This is a genomic window from Streptomyces antibioticus (assembly GCF_002019855.1).
Classification (GTDB): domain Bacteria; phylum Actinomycetota; class Actinomycetes; order Streptomycetales; family Streptomycetaceae; genus Streptomyces; species Streptomyces antibioticus_B.
In genome coordinates, this window is sequence record NZ_CM007717.1 from 3,731,675 (window position 1) to 3,750,149 (window position 18,475).

Here is an 18,475-nt window from a genome sequence, read left to right on the forward strand (position 1 = left end):
ATGGGCCTGCCGCCCGGCCACGTCACCGACGTCCCCGCTCTGTCCCGCAGCGCACAGCTCAAGGCACTCGGCAACGGCGTCATGCCCCAACAGGCCGAACACGCCCTGAACCTGCTGCTCACGACCGCACCCGCCTACGACCTCACCACCGCCGCCTAGAACACCGCCAGGGGCGGCCCCGTCTCGCCAAAGTCCGGGCCGCCCCTGCCCACCAGCACCCTTCGAGGAACTGGAGACAACCAGCATGACGTATGCCCCCCGGCCCGCGCTGCTGCGCGCGGCACTGGACGCCGCCGAACACGGCTGGCCCGTCATCCCCCTGCGCCCGCGCAGCAAGGTCCCCGCCCTGCACGGGGAACGCCGCTGCCCCGGCACCGGCGAGTGCACGGACAGACACCGCACGTTCGAGCAGCGCGCCACCACCGACCCCTCCCGCATCGAACGGTGCTGGGCCACGGGCCCGTTCAACGTCGGCATCGCCACCGGCCCCGCCGGGCTCTTGGTCGTCGACCTCGACACGCTCAAGCCCACAGACGAAAAGGACGCGCCTGACGGCGCGGCCAACTTCCGTGCGCTCTGCGAGCGCTCCGGCCACGCCGTCCCCGCCACCCGCCGCATCCGGACCCCCAGCGGCGGAGAGCACCTGTACTTCACCGCCCCCATCGGAGTCCGGTTCACCAACACCACGGGCACGCTCACGCCCAAGGTCGACACCCGCGCATGGGGCGGACAGGTCGTCGCCCCCGGCAGCTCGACGCCACACGGCCCGTACACGGTCCTGGAGGACGTGCCCGTCACATACCTGCCTGAATGGCTCCAAAAGGCTCTGACGGCCCCTCACAGGTCCGCCACGGCCCCGATCCTGCCAACCCTCGCCCGTGACACCAGCCGGTACGCCGCCGTGGCCCTCGAACGCGAAGTGGCGGCCGTCGCAGCCACCCGAGAGGGCGGACGGCAGGCCCAACTCCTGCGCGCGGTAAGGGCGGTGGGCCGGTTCGTGGCCTGGGGCGACCTCGACCGCGCCACCGTGGAAGCGGCCTTTACCTGCGGGGGCGAGTCGGCGGGACTGCCGCCGGCCGAGTGCCGCGCCACCATCCGCAAGGCCCTGGACTACTCAATCCGCACCGCCTGGCCCCGGGAGACGGCATGACCACCCCCCGCCCCGCAGGTAAAGGCATCACACCCACCCCCAACCGCCTGCACCCCGCCGACCGACCCGCAATCCCGGCGGCCGTGGGCGAGCCGACAGGCGCCGCCCGCAAGGGCGTCGTTTCTGCTCTTCGCCCTGACCCTCAGACCGGAGACGGCCGGTACCCCGTTGCGTGGCTCCACATCGCCGCTCCACGCGGTGCCACCCCGACAGCCACGTCGACGTGCGCGTGCGGCCGCAACCGCAGCGCCGTCGGCCGGACCCGTGTGCCGGCCCTGATCGCCGACCACACCGCCCACCGCGACACCTGCCCGCTCCGCAACTCCGAGGAAGGGAGGGAGGCCGCATGAGCGACCGCCCCGCCCCCGAGATCGAGGAACTCCCCGCGCCGTCCAACCCCCTGGCCGTCGCCCGCCGCCTGCTGCCGGACTGGCAGAACGAGGACGGACGGTTGGTCTGCCGACGCTGGCGCGCTTCCTGGATGCACTGGACGGGAACGTGCTGGCGGGAGATGGACGAAGCGCAGGTGCGCGCGGCCATGTACACCCGTCTCGAACACGCCGTCTACCTCGCACCCGTCAAGGACGGGCAGTTCGAGGAACGCGACTGGGCACCGACGAAGCAGAAGATCGGCAACCTTCTCGACGCGTTGGGCGCCATCACCCTGCTGCCCACCGAGACCGACGCCCCCGCCTGGATCGAGGGCGGGGACGCGGCGGACGGCGGGCCGATGGTGGCGTGTGAGAACGGACTGCTCAGGATCCGTGACCGCGCCCTGCTGCCGCACGGGCCCGGTTTCTTCAACCTGGTCTCCGTCCCCTTCGCCTACGACCCCGCAGCGAGCGCACCGACATGGGAACGCTTCCTGGCGCAGATCTGGCCCGAGGACCCCGATGCGGTCGCCGCTCTTCAGGAGTGGTTCGGCTACGTGCTGTCCGGCCGGACCGACCAGCAGAAGATCCTGCTCATCGTCGGCCCGTCCCGCTCCGGCAAGGGCACCATCGCCCGCGTGCTGAAAGAGCTGGTCGGCAAGGAGAACCTCGCCGGTCCCACACTTGCCGGACTCGGCACGAACTTCGGGCTGTCCACGCTGGTCGGCAAGCCGCTCGCGGTCATCTCCGACGCCCGGCTGTCCGGCAGCGACAACAACAGCCAGGTCGTCGAACGGCTGCTGACGATCTCCGGTGAGGACACCATCGACATCGACCGCAAGTACCGCGCGGTGTGGACCGGCAAACTCCCCACCAGGCTGGTGATCCTGTCCAACGAACTGCCGCACTTCGGCGACTCATCCGGCGTGATCGCACGCCGATTCGTGCTGCTCAACATGCGGGTGTCATGGCTGGGCAAGGAAGACCCCACTCTGTTCGACCGGCTCACCGCAGAGATGCCCGGCATCCTCAACTGGGCCCTGGAAGGGCTCGCCCGTCTCCAGCGCACCGGCCGGATCACCGAACCGGCATCGAGCCGTGAGGCGGTCACGACCATGCAGGACACCGCCTCCCCCACGTCCGCGTTCATCCGTGAACGCTGCACCACGGGCCCGGCGTGCAGCGTGCCCGTGGACGCCCTGTGGACGGTCTGGCGGGAGTGGGCTGAAGACAACAACGTCCGCCCCGGCACCAAGCAGGTGTTCGGCCGCAACCTGCTCTCCGTCATCCCCCAGCTCAACCGCACACGCCCCCGCGACGCGTACGGCCGACAGGTGGTCACCTACAACGGGATCACGCTCAACCAGTCCGAACCACGTTTGCCTGAGTCGCGACTCATCGCGTCTCAAAGCCTCTCTGAGAGCCGCTGAGTGCCGATGAGTCGCGACTCAGAGCAATGTATTTCCCAGCTTGCGGAGGACGCAGTGAGCGTGACAGCCCCCGTCCAAGACGACCCCCGCGCCACCCTCCGGGGCGGCCTCCCGGACCGATACCTCACCCCCGACGACATCGCCGAGATGTTCGAGGTGCCCCTCGAAACCGTCTACCAGTGGCGCCGGAAGCGCACCGGCCCGCCCGGCTTCCGCATCGGCAAGTACGTCCGCTACGACCCCGCCGACGTGCACGCCTACGTCATCGACCGCAAGCACGCCGACCAGGACGCCGCCTGACACACAGCACACCGCGTGACATCACCGGGGAGGGGCACACCGTGCCCCTCCCTTCCTCATGCCCAGAAGGGACCACGCCCTACATGGCAGGCCACATCCAAGACCGCTGGTTCAAGACCGAGACCAACGCCGACGGCAAAACCGTCCGCGTCAAGACCGACCGCTACGGCACCGGCATGCGCTACCGGGCTCGGTACATCGGCCCCGACGGCACCGAGAAGTCCAAGAGCTTCCCCGACCGTCAGAAGCGCCTCGCTGAGCAGTGGCTCGCTCAGATCGAGGCGGACATGACGCGCGGCCAGTACATCGACCCGCGCACGGCACGGACCACCTTCCGGCAGTACGCGGAACGCTGGGTCAACTCCCACACGGGCGAGATCAACAGCCGTGAGGCTGCTGAGCGTCGGCTGCGGCTGCACGCCTACCCGCACATCGGGACTCGCCCGCTCGGCTCGTTCAAGCCGGAGCACATCCGGGCCTGGATCGCAGCCCTCGAAGACACCGTGCCGGCCGAGTCGCACCGCCGCATCATCGTCGGCACCGTCTCGGCTGCTTTGAGCGCGGCGGTCGACGACGGGCTACTCAGCAAGAACCCGTGTCGGGCCCGCACGGTGCAGCTCCCGAAGTCCGGCAAGCCCCGTGTGGTCCCCTGGACGGCCGTGCAGGTCTTCGCCGTACGGGCCGCCCTCGAACCGCGCTTCCGGGCCACGGTCGACCCCGGAGCGGGATGCGGTCTGCGACAGGGTGAGATCTTCGGTCTGTCGGTCGACGAACTCAACTACGAAAGCGGCTGGTTGACCGTCGGCCACCAGCTCAAGCGCATTCGCGGGAAGTACGTGTTCGCCCTGCCGAAGGGCGGCAAGGTCCGTGAAGTGCCTCTCCCGAAGGCTGTGGCCGCCGCTCTGTGGGACCACTCCAAGGAGTTCGCCCCGGTGGACGTGACGCTTCCCTGGCGTACGCCGGACGGCCCGCTCGTGACGAAGCGGCTTCTGTTCAGCGGGGTCGGGGGCAACCACGTCCGCGTGAGCAACTTCAACGCTCACCACTGGAAACCCGCTCTGGCGACCGCAGGAGTCATCCCGGAGCCCGAGCGCGGTGAAGGGTACGCGTCGGCCCCTGAGGACGGCATGCACGCGCTGAGGCACTTCTACGCGTCTGTGCTGCTGGACGCGGGCGAGAACATCCGGGCCCTGAGCCAGTACCTCGGACACAGCGATCCGGGGTTCACGCTCCGGACGTACACGCACCTCATGCCGAGCAGCGAGGGACGCACGCGCAAGGCTGTTGACGCGCTCTACACGTCCCCCGTCGTGGTCAGCCATCTTGAATAAGCCCCTGACGATGCCATGGCTAACTCCGAGAATCCTCCTATGGATCAAGGGATTGCCGGAGTCATCGCTGGCATAGCTGGGCTTGTTGGGGCGGGTATCGGAGGATTTGCCACCGCCTACGGAGCCCGCGTCGGCGCGCAAAAGACGATCGAAGCTGCGCAGGCACAAGTCAGCCACCAGTCGACAGCGGAGCATGCGCACTGGGTGCGTGAACAGCGCCGACAGGCGTACAGCGATGCCATGGAGACACACGGTACGTTCATCACGTCACTGAACGTGGCTGTATCGCAGTTGTCCGCTGCTCCGCCGCTGTCCAGCGAGACGGTTACCGAACTGCAAGAGAAGCTTGTGGCTCTTGGGCTCGCCGCCACACGCATCCACTTGTGGGGGCCGGAGGAAGCCGTGTCGAAAGCGAACACCCTGGCCAGAGCAGCACACAGGAGGCTCGAAGCACTGAAAGGCTGGTCAGCCGCAACCGAGAGCGCGACGGCGTACCGCGACACAAGACCGCGTCGCCGCGAGTATGGGGAGGCGACCGACGCAGAGACGACAGCGAGAGCTGACTTCGTGACTGTCGCCCGTTCGACCCTCGCGGCGGCTCCCTGACCAAGATCACGGCCCAGAGACGGCCCAGGCCGCCTGATCTGGCCCCGGCCAGAGGTAAACGCCCTGGTCGGGGCCCTACGGGGCCAGATCACACGAACTTCATCTACTTCTGGCCCCTGTACACGGGCGAGGCCATCCCGATCGACGACTGGCGGTCACGTATGTGGCTGGACACATGGGTCTAACGATTCCGGCAACTGCCGCCCCACGCGCCTCCCTCCCTGTCTATGGTGAGCCTGAGCAGATGCTTTCTGAACGCGTTCAGAAAATGCCCGCGAGGGTACCGACGGGGAGGGTTCGCACATGCGCAAGGGGGCCAAGGCCGCGATAGTCGGGTCCGTGTTCACCGTGATGGTGGGCGGGGCCGCGTACGGCGCGTTCAACATCGTGGACGCCTTGAACGGGGGCGGGCCCGGGGCCGGTGGGAGCGGTCCCGCGCCGGTGCGGACCGGGCCGCCCAGCGGGCCGGAGGTGAAGGAGACCAGCGCCGCCTTCTTCGCGGCCTGGGAGAAGGGGCAGCCGAGTGCCGCGGCCGCCCTCACCAACAACGCGCAGAAGGCCGAGGCGCTGCTCACCTCCTACGACGGCGCCGCCCACATCACCGGGGTGAAGATCACCCCCGGCGCGGCGGGCGGGGCCACCGTCCCGTTCACCGTGAAGGCCACGGTGTCGTACGAGGGCAAGAGCCGGCCGCTGGCCTACGAGAGTTCGCTGACGGTGGTGCGCGGGGTCACCACCGGCAAGGCGCTGGTCGACTGGCAGCCGTCGGTCGTCCACCCCGAGCTGAAGGACATGGACGACACCCTGGTCACGGGCGAGTCCGCGGCGCCGCCGATCGAGGCGGTGGACCGCGACGGCAAGGTGCTGACGAAGGAGAAGTACCCCTCCCTCGGGCCGGTCCTGGACCAACTGCGCGCCAAGTACGGCGACAAGGCCGGCGGCACGCCCGGCGTCGAGCTGGCGGTCCATCACGCCGAGCCGGAGACCGCCGACTCCCCGCTGCTGACCCTCACCGAGGGCAAGGCCGGCCGGCTGCCGACCACGCTCAGCGCGCGCGTCCAGGCGGCCGCGGAGAAGGCGGTGACCAAGTACCCGGAGTCGTCGGTGGTGGCCGTCAGACCCAGCAGCGGCGAGGTGCTCGCGATCGCCAACAACCGCACCGACGGCTGGAACGCCGCCGTCCTCGGCCAGGTCGCGCCCGGCTCCACCATGAAGATCGTCAGCGCGGCCACGTTCATCGACAACGGCGTCACCACCGCGAGCGGGCCCGCGCCCTGCCCGTCCGAGGCCGTCTGGCAGAGCCAGACCTTCCACAACATCGACGGCATGAAGCCCGACGAGAACGCGACCCTCTCGGAGAGCTTCGCCCGCTCCTGCAACACGGCGTTCGTGAAGTACGCCGACGACCTGAAGGTGGACACCCTCACCGCCGAGGCCCGCGACCGCTTCGGGATCGGCCTGAACTGGCAGACCGGCATCGTCTCCTTCGACGGCTCCGTCCCTGCCTCCGGCGGCCCCGACACCGCGGCGAACCTGATCGGCCAGGGCCAGGTGCAGATGAACCCGCTCACCATGGCCTCGGTGACGGCGACCGCGATGACGGGCGCCTTCCGCCAGCCGGTGATCGTGCCGCAGAGCCTCGACGGCCGCGAACTCGCCCGCGCGCGGGGCCTCTCGGCCGACACCGTGGGCCAGTTGCGAGGCATGATGAACCGCACCGCGACCAGCGGCACCGCGGCCGGTGTGATGTCCGGCCTGAGCGGCCGGATCGGCGCGAAGACCGGCTCCGCCGAGGTCGACGGCCAGGCCAAGTCCAACAGTTGGTTCACCGGCTACCGCGACGACGTCGCCGCCGCCGCGATGGTCCAGGACGGCGGCCACGGCATCGACGCCTCCGGCCCGCTGGTCGCGGAGGTGCTGCGGGCGGGGTAGCCGGGCGAGACACGGGGGGTGGGTGACGTCACACATGGCGTCACCCCCGCCGGACGGGACTCTAGGGTGGTGCTCGTCGTTGGGTGGGTGAGGGCAGCGAGGGCATCGGGGCGCGGGGGCCCCGCCCCTGGGGATCCGGAGGATCACAGGCCGTGGGCAAGAGAAGACGCGTCGACGAGCGGCGCAACAAGCGGCGGCCGGCCGTCGTCGGCGGCATGGTCGCGGTGGTCGTCGGCGCCACCGGCCTCGGCGTCTACGCGCTGTACGGCGGTGCGGCCGCCGAGGACGGCGCGGGCACCGCGAAGAAGCCCGCCGTCAAGACCGGCCCGCTGTCGGCGGCCGAGGTCACCACCGCGGCGGAGACGTTCCTCACGGCCTGGCAGAAGGGCTCCGTCGCCAAGGCCGCCGCCGCCACCGACGACACGGCGGCCGCCACCGCCCTGCTCACCGGCTTCGGCAAGGACGCCCGCGTCACGGACGTCACCCTCACCCCCGGCACCCGCACCGGCGACAAGGTGGCGTTCTCCGTCAAGGGCACCGTCACGTACAAGAAGACCAGCAAGCCGCTCGCCTACGACAGCGCGCTGACCGTCGTCCGGCGGGCGCAGGACGGCAAGCCGCTGGTCGACTGGCAGCCCTCCGTGGTGCACCCCGACCTCACCGAGGGGGACACCCTGGTGACCGGCGAGGCCGGCGATCCGCCCGTGAAGGCGCTGGACCGGGAGGGCGGCGAGCTGACCACCGCGAAGTACCCGTCCCTGGGCACCGTGCTGGACGGCCTGCGCGAGAAGTACGGCAAGAAGGCCGGCGGCACCGCGGGGGTCGAACTGCGCGTGGTGCGCGGCAAGGCGGCGCAGGCGAAGAAGGTCTCCGACAAGACCCTGCTGGAGCTGAGCAAGGGCACCCCGGGCACCGTCGAGACGACGCTCAGCCCGGCCCTCCAGGCCGCCGCCGAGCAACAGGTGGCGTCGCGCTCGCGGGCGTCGGTCGTCGCGCTGCGCCCGTCCACGGGCGAGATCCTCGCGGTGGCCAACAGCAACCGCGGGTTCAACGTGGCCCTCCAGGGCTCCCTGGCCCCCGGCTCCACGATGAAGGTCATCACGTCGTCGCTGCTCATCGAGAAGGGGCTGGCGTCGGCGGACAAGGCGCATCCGTGCCCGAAGTACTTCACGTACGGCGGCTGGAAGTTCCAGAACGACGACAAGTTCGAGATCAAGGGCGGCACCTTCAAGGCGAGCTTCGCCCGCTCCTGCAACACGGCCTTCATCAGCCAGGCCCCCGAGCTGGACGACGACAGCCTGACCAAGCAGGCCCAGCAGGTCTTCGGTCTGTCGCTGAACAACTGGTCGGTGGGCGTGCCCACCCTCGACGGCTCGGTGCCGGTGCAGTCGAAGGCCCAGATGGCGGCGGAGCTGATCGGCCAGGGCGGGGTGCGGATGAACCCGCTGAACATGGCGTCGGTCGCGGCGACCGTGAAGTCCGGCACCTTCCACCAGCCGTACCTGGTCGCCCCCTCGGTCGACGGCCGCACCCTGGCCACCGCCGCGCGCGCGATGTCCGCGGACACGCTGGCGCAGCTCCGGGAGCTGATGAACTACACCGCCGGGTACGGCACGGCCGCCGGGGCGATGTCGGGCCTCGGCCCGGACTACGGCGCCAAGACCGGCTCGGCGGAGGTCGACAACCAGGAGAAGCCGAACGGCTGGTTCACCGCGTACCGGGGCGACCTCGCGGCCGCCGGTGTCGTCCAGGCGGGCGGCCACGGCAGCGACACGGCGGGGCCGATCGTGGCGGCGCTGCTGAAGACGGGGAGCTGAGCGCCGTAGACCCGGATCAGCGGGTCAGCGGCTTTCGGCCGTCGTGGTCAGCCGGGCCACCGGCAGCCCCTCCGCGTAGGTGCGGCGCAGAAATCTGACCAGCGCCTTGGACTCGAACTGCACCACCGAGACACCGTGCGCGGAGTGGAACTCGACGACGGCCTGCACCCGGCCGCACGGCCACACCCGCACCTCGCCGGTGCCGGCCGGTGCGCGCAGCCCCTGTTCGAGGAGCGTGCGGGCGAAGGTCCACTCGTGCCGGTCGGGCAGCCCGACGCACACCGAGCGGGGATCGTCGTCGGGGTCGTAGCGCAGGACGACGGGAACGGCCGTGCGCTCCTCCTCGACCATGTCCGCGTCGGTGACGATATGGGCGCGCGCGTACTGCTCGACTACAGACATCGGCCGACCCTCTCACGCAGCGTGACCTGGGCGGAAGTCGTCGCACGGAAGTCGCGGCGACCACTCCCTCCTCCAATGTCGCACATCTGACGGAATACGCCTTTCCGTACCCCGCCTCATCTCACATCCGCGATAAAACCAGCCACTCGCTCTTGCGAATCGTTCGCATTAAGCCACTATCATCGAACGGTGCACGTACCCGACGGATTCATCAACGCCCCGACCTCCGCCGTCGCCGGAGTCGTCGCCGCCGGCGCCATCGCCGTGAGCCTGCGCGGCGCGCGCCGTGAACTCGACGACCGCACGGCGCCGTTGGCCGGCCTCGTGGCGGCGTTCATCTTCGCCGTGCAGATGCTGAACTTCCCCGTCGCGGCCGGGACAAGCGGCCATCTGCTCGGCGGCGCGCTCGCCGCGATACTCGTGGGCCCCTTCACCGGGGTCCTGTGCGTGTCCGTGGTCCTGCTGATGCAGGGCATCCTCTTCGCCGACGGCGGACTGACCGCGCTCGGCGTCAACATCACCGTCATGGCCGGGGTGACGACGGTCGTCGCGTACGCCGTCTTCCGCGGCCTGCTCAAGGTGCTGCCGCGCAGCCGCCGTTCGGTGACCGCGGCCTCCTTCACCGCCGCGCTGCTGTCGGTGCCGGCCGCCGCCCTCGCCTTCACCCTCATCTACTGGATCGGCGGCACCACCGACATCCCGATCGGCAAGGTCGCCACCGCCATGGTCGGCGTGCATGTGCTGATCGGCATCGGCGAGGCCGTGATCACCGCGCTCACCGTCGGCGCCGTCATCGCCGTCCGCCCGGACCTGGTCCACGGCGCGCGCGGTCTGACGCCCAGGCTCCAGCTCCGGGTGAACGGCGAACTCGTGGACGCGCCCCCCGCCGAGGAGGCGCCCACGGCGCCCGTCGCGGCGCGCACCTCCCGGCGCACGCTGTGGATCAGCGGTCTGGTCACCTCCCTCGTCCTGGCCGGCTTCGTCAGCTTCTACGCCTCCGCCAACCCCGACGGCCTGGAGAAGGTCGCCGCGGACAAGGGCATCGACAAGAAGGTCGAGGAGCACGCGGCCGCCGACTCCCCGCTCGCCGACTACGGCGTCAAGGACGTGACGAACGCCCGGCTCTCCGGCGGTCTCGCGGGCGTGATCGGCGTCGGCGTGACCGTGGTCGCGGGCAGCGCGGTGTTCTGGGCGGTGCGCAGGCGCCGTGCGGAGGACGTGTCCCCGGCGAGCACGAGCGTCTGACATGGGAGCGGGGCACGCCCACCGGCTGTACCGGCACGGGCACTCGCCGGTGCACGCGCTGCCGCCGCACACCAAGCTCGCCGCCGCCTTCGCCTTCGTGGTCGTCGTCGTCTCGACGCCGCGCGAGGCGATGTGGGCGTTCGGGGTGTACGCGCTGCTGCTCGCCGTCGTGGCGCACCGCGCGCGCGTACCGGCCGGCTTCCTGCTGAAGCGGCTGCTGATCGAGGTGCCGTTCGTGGCGTTCGCCGTGCTGATGCCCTTCGTGGCGGAGGGCGAGCGGGTGGACGTCCTCGGCCTGTCCCTCAGCGTCAACGGTCTGTGGGGCGCCTGGAACGTCCTCGCCAAGGGCACCCTCGGCGTCGCCGCCTCCGTCCTCCTCGCCGCCACCACCGAACTGCGCGCCCTGCTGCTCGGCCTCCAGCGGCTGAAGCTGCCCCCGCTGCTGGTCCAGATCGCCTCCTTCATGATCCGCTACGGCGATCTCATCACCGACGAGATGCGCCGCATGCGGATCGCCCGGGAGTCCCGCGGCTTCGAGGCCTCCGGGGTGCGCCACTGGGGGGTGCTCGCGAAGTCGGCGGGCGCGCTGTTCATCCGCTCCTACGAACGCGGCGAGCGGGTGCATCTGGCCATGATGAGCCGGGGGTACGCCGGTGCGATGCCGGTGATCGACGAGGTGACCGCGACCCGGGCCCAGTGGTCGTACGCCTTCGCCCTGCCGGCCGCCGCGCTGGCGGTGTGCGTGGTGGGGTGGACGCTGTGAATTCCGACGCCTTCGCCGGCCGTGGTGGGATGGATTCCGTGAGCACTGCTTCCCTGGAGGTCTCCGGCCTCGCCTTCGCCTATCCCGACGGCCATCAGGCCCTGTTCGGCGTGGACTTCTCGGTCGCGCGCGGCGAACGGGTCGCGCTGCTCGGGCCGAACGGCGCCGGCAAGACGACCCTCGTGCTGCATCTGAACGGCATCCTGAGCGGCGGCGCCGGGACGGTCACGGTCGCCGGACTGCCCGTCGGCAAGCGGCACATGGCCGAGATCCGGCGCAAGGTCGGCATCGTCTTCCAGGACCCGGACGACCAGTTGTTCATGCCGACGGTCCGCGAGGACGTCGCGTTCGGTCCGGCCGCGGCCGGGATGAAGGGCGCCGAGCTGGAGGAGCGGGTCGACCGCGCGCTCGGGCAGGTCGGCATGGCGGAGTTCAAGGACCGCCCGCCGCACCACCTCTCCTTCGGACAGCGCCGCCGGGTCGCCGTCGCCACGGTCCTCGCGATGGACCCCGAGATCCTGGTCCTGGACGAGCCGTCCTCCAACCTCGACCCCGCCTCGCGCCGTGAACTCGCCGACATCCTGCGGGCGTTGGACGTCACCGTCCTGATGGTCACGCACGATCTGCCGTACGCCCTCGAACTGTGCCCGCGCGCCCTGATCCTGAGCGACGGCGTGATCGCGGCCGACGGGCGCACCGGCGAACTGCTCGCCGACGAGGCGCTGATGAGCGCGCATCGGCTGGAGTTGCCCTTCGGGTTCGACCCGCGCACCGCGACAATGGGCGCGTGACGAACCAGGAGAGCGACGGCTCACTGCTGCTCGACGACCAACTCTGCTTCGCGCTGTACGCGGCCCAGCGGGCGGTGACCTCCGCCTATCGCCCGCTCCTCGACGAACTCGGCCTCACCTACCCGCAGTACCTCGTGCTGCTGGTGCTGTGGGAGCGCGGCGAGACGACCGTCAAGGAGCTGGCGGCGGCGCTGCGGCTCGACTACGGCACGGTGTCGCCGCTGCTGAAGCGGCTGGAGGCGGCCGGGCTCGTGCGCCGGGAGCGCGCGGCGCGGGACGAGCGCTCGGTGCTGGTCGCGTGCACCGGGCGCGGCGAGGAACTCAAGGGGCGCGCGGCGCGGGTGCCGGGCGCGCTGATGGCGGCGACGGATCTCGCGGACGCGGAGGTCGCGCGGCTGCGCGAGGAGCTGCGGCGGCTCGCGGACCGGGCGCAGGCGGCGGCGGGACGGCTCGATGACGGCCACCTGAGGTAGTTACCTGAGGTAACTTCCCCCCTGCCGGGAGACTCTCGACCTACCGGCCGGTACCTTGTGCACGATGCAGTTGGGCACAATGCTGGGAGGTCCCCGCCGTGACAGAAGGCGCCGAGACGGAAGCGGTCGACACCCGTCCGACGAAGATCATGTACGTCGCCGAGGCCACCGCGCACGGCGGCCGCGACGGCTTCGTGACCAGCCAGGACGGGCAGATCAAGCTGAAGGTGGCGATGCCGCCGGAGCTGGGCGGGGACGGCAACGGCACCAACCCCGAGCAGCTCTTCGCGGCCGGCTACAGCGCCTGCTTCCACAACGCGCTGATCCTCGTCGGCAACCGGGCCGGCTACGACCTGGCCGGCTCGACCGTCGCCGCGAAGGTGGGCATCGGTCCCAACAGGACCAAGGGGTACGGCCTCGCCGTCGCCCTCAGCGTCTCCCTGCCGATCCTCGACGCCGGCCTCGCCGAGAAGCTGGTCGACGCGGCGCACGAGGTGTGCCCGTACTCGAACGCCACCCGCGGCAACATCGACGTCACGATCCTGCTGGGCTGACGCCGGACAGGAATCAGTGGCCGGACGCGGGTGTTGTCGTGAGCGTCGAAGGCGCTGCGGTGGAAAAGGGGCGGATGGGCGTGGGCGTGGACGTGCACGGTGCGGTGGCCGAGGGCTACGAGCCGGTCCGGGAGGCGTTCGTACGCAACTTCGAGACACTCGGCGACCGGGGCGCGGCCGTGGCCGTCTACCGCGACGGGCACAAGGTCGTGGACCTGTGGGGCGGCACCCGGGACGTCGACGGCACCGCCCCCTGGGAGCAGGGCACCGCGCAGATCGTGCGGTCCGCGACCAAGGGCGTCGCCGCCGCCGTCCTCCTGCTGCTCCACCAGCGCGGCGAGCTCGACCTGGACGCGCCGGTGGGGGCGTACTGGCCGGAGTACAAGACGGCCGGCAAGGAACGCACCCTGGTGTGGCACGTGCTCGCGCACCGGGCGGGCGTGCCCGCGCTGGACCGGCCGCTGAGCCCCGCCGAGGCCGCCGACCCCGACCTCGGCGCCGCGGCCGTCGCGGCACAGGCCCCGGCCTGGGAGCCGGGCACCGACCACGGCTACCACGCGCAGACCTACAGCTGGCTGACGGGCGAGCTGGTGCGCCGGGTCACCGGGCGGAACGTCGGCGCGTGGATCGCCGACGAGATCGCCGGGCCGGTCGGCGCCGACCTGTGGCTCGGGCTGCCCGAGGCGCAGCGGGCGCGGGTGGGGCGCGTGGGGAAGATCGACGCGCCGGCGCCCACGGGGGCGCTCAGGACCAAGCCCAAGCCGGCCGTCACCGCCGCCTGGACCGACCCCGGCTCCCTCACCCGGCGCGCCTTCGCCGCGATCACGCCGCTGCCCGACGAGAACGACCCCGGCTACCGCGCGGCCGTCCTGCCCGCCTCCAACGGCATCGCGACCGCCGACGGCCTGGCCCGCTTCTACGCCTCCCTCATCGGCGAGGTGGACGGCGGGAAGCGGCTGTTCACACCGGAGACGGTCGAACTGGCCCGCGGCGAGCGCTCCGCCGGACCGGACCGGGTCCTGGTGGTCCACACCCGGTTCGGCCTCGGCTCGATGCTGCACGGCGCCGCGTCCCCGCTGCTGTCACCCGCCTCCTTCGGCCACCCGGGCCGCGGCGGCGCCCTCGGCCTCGCCGACCCGGAGTCCGGCCTCGCGTTCGGCTATGTCACCAACGGCTTCCGGACGAGCGTGACGGCGGACCCGAGGGCCCAGGCCCTGCTGAGGGCGCTGCGCACGGCTACACGTTGATGGGGTGCGAGGTCCGCCCCGACGCCTCGTCGATCTCCGTGTGCGCCTTGGTGAGCAGCCGCATGGCGATCTCGTTCAACGCGCGGGCGCCCGCGATCTCCTCGCCCACCCGTGGCTGGTCGGAATCGATGGTGTGCCGCACCGCGTGCCCGTGCGCCCGCACCTCGGTGCCGTCGGGCAACCGGACCAGGGCGGCCGCGTCCGTGCGCCGCCCGTCCTCCTTGAACTCCAGCTCGACATGCCATCCCACAGTGGTGTGCATCATGACGATCACCTCCGGAAGACCTGCTTCCAGGGTGCGCCTCCACACGCGCCCCCGCACCCAGTCGGGCCGGCGGGCGACCGCAATCCCCGTTGCGGTGACCCATCGCTGCGCACTACCGTCGGCCGGGTGACTGCCGGGTCGGCCTTGGGCCACGCACGAGTGAGACGCCCGGCCTCGGCGTGATCCCGGGGCGGGCCAGAGCCCCGCCACCCTCTCCGTCCTCCCTGCTGCTTTTCCGGCACCACCACCCCAGGACACGGAGACCCCTCACATGACCGCACTCGCCCGGCTCGACCACACCGCCGTCTACGCGAGCGACCGCCGCCGCTCGGCGGAGTTCCTCGCCGACGTCCTCGGCCTCACGGTCGGCGCCCCCTTCGGCCCGTTCCTCCCCGTCGACCTCGGCAACGGCGTCACCCTCGACTACTACGAGAAGCGCGACGAACCGATCCAGTCCCAGCACTACGCCTTCCTCGTCCCCGAGGAGGAGTTCGACTCGATGATCGCCCGCCTGGAGGCCCGGGGCGTCACCTACTACGCCGACCCCTCCCACACCGAACCGGCCCGCATCAACCACCTGTTCGGCGGCCGCGGCGCGTACTTCCCCGACCCCGACGACCACAACATGGAAATTTTGACCCGCCCTTACGTCCGCCCGTAGGCCCCGCAGCACATCACCCCGCGTGCAGCATCAACCCGATCCCCGCCACCAGCAACACGGCCGCCGCGACGCGCGGAGCGCCGAAGCGTTCCTTGAAGAAGAGGGCGCCGATGGCCGCTCCGACGATGATCGACGACTCGCGCAGGGCCGCGACCGGGGCGAGTTCGGCTCGGGTCTGGGCCCACAGGACGAGGGCGTAGGCGGCGAACGAGAGGGCGGCGCCGAGGAGGCCGAGGGCGGCGGAGGGGCGGAGGAGTGACGGGGTGCGGTCGCGCCAACGAGCCACGGCGTAGGCCGGGATGACGACGCCCTGGATCGCCATCAGCCAGGCGATGTAGCCGAGCGGGGAGTCGGCGGCGCGGACGCCGAGGCCGTCGACGACGGTGTACGCGGCGATCGTCAGGCCGGTCGCCAACGCGGCGCCGATCGCCGCCCAGTTCGGCCGCCGTCCGCGAAGTCCCCACAGGGCGACGCCGGTCAGGCCCGCGCAGGACAGCGCGATGCCGGCGGCGGCCCAGCCGTCGGGCACCTCGTGGGCGAACACGGCGGCCAGCGCGGTGACGACGAGCGGCGCGGAGCCGCGCGCGAGGGGGTACGCCTGGCCGAAGTCGCCCAGCCTGAACGACCGCATCAGCAGGGCCATGTAGGCGATGTGGATGGCGGCGGAGCCCAGCAGGTACGGCCAGGCTCCGGGCGCCGGGGTGCGGGTGAAGGGCAGGAGGGCGAGGCCGATGAGCATGCCGCCGCCGGAGATCAGCGTGAAGCCGACGAGTTTGTCGGTGATCCGGTGGGCGATGGCGTTCCACCCGGCGTGGGTGAACGCGGCGAGCAGGACGGCCGTGGTGACCAGCGGGGTCACGAGGTGCGCTCGCGCACGTCCACCAGGGTCGCGGCGGCGTGGGCGACCAGGGCCTCGGGGGCCATGGGGAACACGGTGTGCGGGGTGCCGGCCGCCGCCCACACCTCGTCGTGCGCGAGCAGCGACCGGTCGGCGAGCACCCGGGTCCGGGTGACGTGCCCGAAGGGCGGGACGCCGCCGATGGCGTACCCGGTGGTCTCCCGTACGACGTCGGCGGCGGCCCGGGTGACCCGTTCGGCGCCGAGTTCCCTGCGCACCAGCTCCACGTCGACCCGGGAGGCGCCGTCCATCAGGACGAGCACCGGTTCGCCGTCGGCCGCGAAGATCAGCGACTTGCAGATCTGGCTCAGCTCGCAGCCGATCGCGGCGGCGGCCTCGGCGGCGGTGCGGGTCGCGTCGGGGAAGCGGCGGACGCGCGGCTGCACGTCGTCGAGACCCAGGGCATGCAGCGCTTCGGCGAAACGGGGGTGGGCGGCTGTCGTCATGGACGGCACGTTAGTGGTGTGTGCCGAACTCGGGCGACTGCATGGTGAGGTCGGGGCCGGAGACCGCCGCGGGGCGCTCGTCCTCGCCGAGCATCATGTCGGGGTCGAACATCACGATGACGGCCGCGATCAGCAGCACCGAGAGCGGGCCGGCCAGCATGAGCAGCAGGAACGCCAGCAGGCTCGCGGACGACTGGGAGATGGCGGTCCCGCCGTCGAGGTGGACGGAGACGCCGGCCATGCCGGTGTAGTGCATGCCGGTCACCGCGACGCCCATCACGAGGCTGGCGCCCAGGCTGGACCAGAGCCCGTGGACGGAGACGGCCGCCCACAGCGCGGCGGTCGCGGCGACGACGGCGATCACCACGGACAGGACGACGGCCGGAGTCGAGTAGTGCACGGTGCCGTTGGTCTGGATCGCCGCCATGCCGAGGTAGTGCATGGCCGCCACCCCGAGCCCGGTGACGACGCCCGCCACCCCGAGATTGAGCGGCGCGGCTCCCCGGTAGCCGACCAGGAAGACACCGACGGCGACCACGGCGATCGCCACGAGGAGGCTGAGCAGGGTGGTCGCGGGGTCGTAGGTGACCAGGGCGCCCTGGACGCTGAAGCCGATCATCGCGATGAAGTGCATGCTCCAGATGCCGCAGCCGAGGGAGACCGCGCCCAGCATCAGCCAGCCGGCCCGGCGGCCGCGCTGGGCCCTGCGCAGCGAGCGGGTGGTGCACCGCAGTCCCAGCGCCGCGCCCAGACACGCCATGAGGTAGGCGGCTATCGGGGTCACGGCGCCGTAGTAGAACTCGGAAACTGTGGCGTTCATGGGGAGGTGGATCTCTCTGCCTGGAGCGTGCATGAAAAGGGGCCGGGCGATCAGTTTTCGCCAACTGGCCAGTTAGTTACTGATTCAATCACATTCGTGCACACACACGACGACGCGCCCACCCCCGAAGGGATGGGCGCGCCGTCCGCCGCGTGCGGCGTCAGTGGCGGTCGCGACCGTCGTGTCCGTGGCGGCGGTCGTTGTTGTCGTGGTGACCGTTGCGGCGGTCGTCGTTGCCGTGACGGCGGTCGTCGTCACGGCCGCCGTGGTGGCGGTCGCGGCCCCAGGAGGCGGAGTCGACGAAGCGGCCGCGGTCGGTGCGCAGGGTGGCCGTGTCGGAGCGGTTGTCCCACACCTCGCGACGGCGGTCCTGGAAGACGTCCGTGCGGGTGTCGCGGCCGACACCGGTGTGGACGCGGACGGTGGCGCGGGGGGCGAGACGGTAGTTGCGGAACGTGTAGGTGTCACCGTCCCGGTCCGAGAGCTTCCACCCGTTCAGGTTGACCGACTGGCGGGTGGTGTTGGTCAGCTCGACCCACTCCTGGTTCAGGGAGCGGGCGGAGCGGTCGTTCCGGCCCGGCGCGTCGTACTGCACGGCACTGATCTTCACGACCGGCCGGTTCGGACGCGCGTCGGCGGCGGACGCCGGCAGCGCCGCCGCCCCGGTCACGGCTGCGGCGGCGAGTGCCGCGGCGGCGAGACGGCGGGCGGAAACAGCGGAAACGGACACAAGATCTCCTTGCTTTGTGCGGGTTGCGACCACTTGGTCGCAGAGCTCACACTTGCGCATCGGATCCGCCACAAGTGACCCGATGGCGCCGTCCGTTACATATCCATCACATATTGGTGACAGTCGGCTGCAATGTCCATCAATGCCCTGAATGGACCGAAGCGCTGACGCCGTCGGCCTCCCGGCCCCGCGCATGGCCGGGCCCTCACCCGAAAGTGGGTCACAAAGCGGGTGACCACAAAA

The 18,475-nt window shown here is 71.1% G+C and carries 21 protein-coding genes; 15 read left to right on the forward strand and 6 right to left on the reverse strand.

Going from position 1 to position 18,475, the window contains the following annotated elements:
* From AFM16_RS40040 to AFM16_RS16605, 8 genes are all read left to right on the forward strand, one after another.
* Positions 1-159, forward strand: coding sequence for a hypothetical protein (locus AFM16_RS40040; RefSeq protein ID WP_245178044.1), 159 nt, complete (start codon positions 1-3; stop codon positions 157-159).
* A gap of 85 nt (positions 160-244) precedes the next feature.
* A complete protein-coding gene (locus tag AFM16_RS16575) occupies positions 245-1,150 on the forward strand; it encodes a bifunctional DNA primase/polymerase (protein ID WP_078633770.1) in 906 nt (301 codons plus the stop codon).
* Positions 1,151-1,496: 346 nt separating this feature from the next.
* Complete coding sequence (locus AFM16_RS16585) at positions 1,497-2,951, forward strand: DNA primase family protein (RefSeq protein WP_078633772.1); 1,455 nt, start codon at positions 1,497-1,499, stop codon at positions 2,949-2,951.
* A gap of 6 nt (positions 2,952-2,957) precedes the next feature.
* On the forward strand, positions 2,958-3,251 hold the full coding sequence (locus AFM16_RS16590; RefSeq protein WP_370628041.1) for a helix-turn-helix transcriptional regulator: 294 nt from the start codon (positions 2,958-2,960) through the stop codon (positions 3,249-3,251).
* An 83-nt stretch (positions 3,252-3,334) separates the two neighbouring features.
* Complete coding sequence (locus AFM16_RS16595) at positions 3,335-4,582, forward strand: tyrosine-type recombinase/integrase (RefSeq protein ID WP_078633774.1); 1,248 nt, start codon at positions 3,335-3,337, stop codon at positions 4,580-4,582.
* Between the two features lie 39 nt (positions 4,583-4,621).
* Positions 4,622-5,188, forward strand: coding sequence for a hypothetical protein (locus AFM16_RS39065; RefSeq protein ID WP_143648382.1), 567 nt, complete (start codon positions 4,622-4,624; stop codon positions 5,186-5,188).
* A 303-nt stretch (positions 5,189-5,491) separates the two neighbouring features.
* Positions 5,492-7,120, forward strand: a complete 1,629-nt coding sequence (locus AFM16_RS16600) for a penicillin-binding transpeptidase domain-containing protein (RefSeq protein WP_078633775.1) — start codon at positions 5,492-5,494, stop codon at positions 7,118-7,120.
* Between the two features lie 152 nt (positions 7,121-7,272).
* Positions 7,273-8,937 (forward strand): penicillin-binding transpeptidase domain-containing protein, encoded by a 1,665-nt coding sequence (locus AFM16_RS16605; protein ID WP_078633776.1) that lies wholly within the window; start codon positions 7,273-7,275, stop codon positions 8,935-8,937.
* Positions 8,938-8,961: 24 nt separating this feature from the next.
* Here AFM16_RS16605 and AFM16_RS16610 read toward each other — a convergent pair whose 3' ends face one another.
* A complete protein-coding gene (locus AFM16_RS16610; protein WP_030792478.1) occupies positions 8,962-9,339 on the reverse strand; it encodes an SsgA family sporulation/cell division regulator in 378 nt (125 codons plus the stop codon).
* 189 nt (positions 9,340-9,528) lie between these two features.
* Between AFM16_RS16610 and AFM16_RS16615 the strand changes: the two genes are divergently transcribed.
* From AFM16_RS16615 to AFM16_RS16640, 6 genes are all read left to right on the forward strand, one after another.
* Positions 9,529-10,584, forward strand: a complete 1,056-nt coding sequence (locus AFM16_RS16615; protein WP_030792475.1) for an energy-coupling factor ABC transporter permease — start codon at positions 9,529-9,531, stop codon at positions 10,582-10,584.
* Position 10,585: 1 nt separating this feature from the next.
* Entirely contained in the window at positions 10,586-11,347 is a 762-nt protein-coding gene (cbiQ, locus tag AFM16_RS16620) for a cobalt ECF transporter T component CbiQ (RefSeq protein ID WP_078633777.1), read from the forward strand.
* Between the two features lie 29 nt (positions 11,348-11,376).
* Positions 11,377-12,138, forward strand: coding sequence for an energy-coupling factor ABC transporter ATP-binding protein (locus tag AFM16_RS16625; protein WP_030792470.1), 762 nt, complete (start codon positions 11,377-11,379; stop codon positions 12,136-12,138).
* Positions 12,135-12,611, forward strand: coding sequence for a MarR family winged helix-turn-helix transcriptional regulator (locus AFM16_RS16630; protein ID WP_078633778.1), 477 nt, complete (start codon positions 12,135-12,137; stop codon positions 12,609-12,611). The genes AFM16_RS16625 and AFM16_RS16630 overlap by 4 nt, the downstream gene beginning before the upstream one ends.
* A gap of 149 nt (positions 12,612-12,760) precedes the next feature.
* Positions 12,761-13,165 (forward strand): organic hydroperoxide resistance protein, encoded by a 405-nt coding sequence (locus AFM16_RS16635; RefSeq protein ID WP_205069698.1) that lies wholly within the window; start codon positions 12,761-12,763, stop codon positions 13,163-13,165.
* Positions 13,166-13,251: 86 nt separating this feature from the next.
* Entirely contained in the window at positions 13,252-14,412 is a 1,161-nt protein-coding gene (locus AFM16_RS16640) for a serine hydrolase domain-containing protein (RefSeq protein ID WP_078636977.1), read from the forward strand.
* Here the strand turns inward: AFM16_RS16640 and AFM16_RS16645 are convergent.
* Positions 14,402-14,677 (reverse strand): DUF1876 domain-containing protein, encoded by a 276-nt coding sequence (locus AFM16_RS16645; protein ID WP_030792459.1) that lies wholly within the window; start codon positions 14,675-14,677, stop codon positions 14,402-14,404. The genes AFM16_RS16640 and AFM16_RS16645 overlap by 11 nt on opposite strands.
* Positions 14,678-14,948: 271 nt before the next feature.
* Between AFM16_RS16645 and AFM16_RS16650 the strand changes: the two genes are divergently transcribed.
* Positions 14,949-15,338, forward strand: a complete 390-nt coding sequence (locus tag AFM16_RS16650) for a VOC family protein (RefSeq protein ID WP_030792455.1) — start codon at positions 14,949-14,951, stop codon at positions 15,336-15,338.
* A 13-nt stretch (positions 15,339-15,351) separates the two neighbouring features.
* On the opposite strand, the gene AFM16_RS16655 is transcribed toward AFM16_RS16650, so the two are convergent.
* From AFM16_RS16655 to AFM16_RS16670, 4 genes are all read right to left on the reverse strand, one after another.
* A complete protein-coding gene (locus AFM16_RS16655) occupies positions 15,352-16,197 on the reverse strand; it encodes an EamA family transporter (RefSeq protein ID WP_078633779.1) in 846 nt (281 codons plus the stop codon).
* Positions 16,194-16,682: a YbaK/EbsC family protein gene (locus AFM16_RS16660; protein ID WP_030792450.1), complete on the reverse strand. Its 489-nt coding sequence runs from the start codon at positions 16,680-16,682 to the stop codon at positions 16,194-16,196. Before AFM16_RS16660 ends, AFM16_RS16655 begins: the two co-directional genes overlap by 4 nt.
* Positions 16,683-16,692: 10 nt before the next feature.
* Positions 16,693-17,502: an MHYT domain-containing protein gene (locus tag AFM16_RS16665; RefSeq protein WP_078633780.1), complete on the reverse strand. Its 810-nt coding sequence runs from the start codon at positions 17,500-17,502 to the stop codon at positions 16,693-16,695.
* Between the two features lie 160 nt (positions 17,503-17,662).
* Complete coding sequence (locus AFM16_RS16670; RefSeq protein WP_078633781.1) at positions 17,663-18,232, reverse strand: lamin tail domain-containing protein; 570 nt, start codon at positions 18,230-18,232, stop codon at positions 17,663-17,665.
* Between the last annotated feature and the right edge of the window lie 243 nt (positions 18,233-18,475).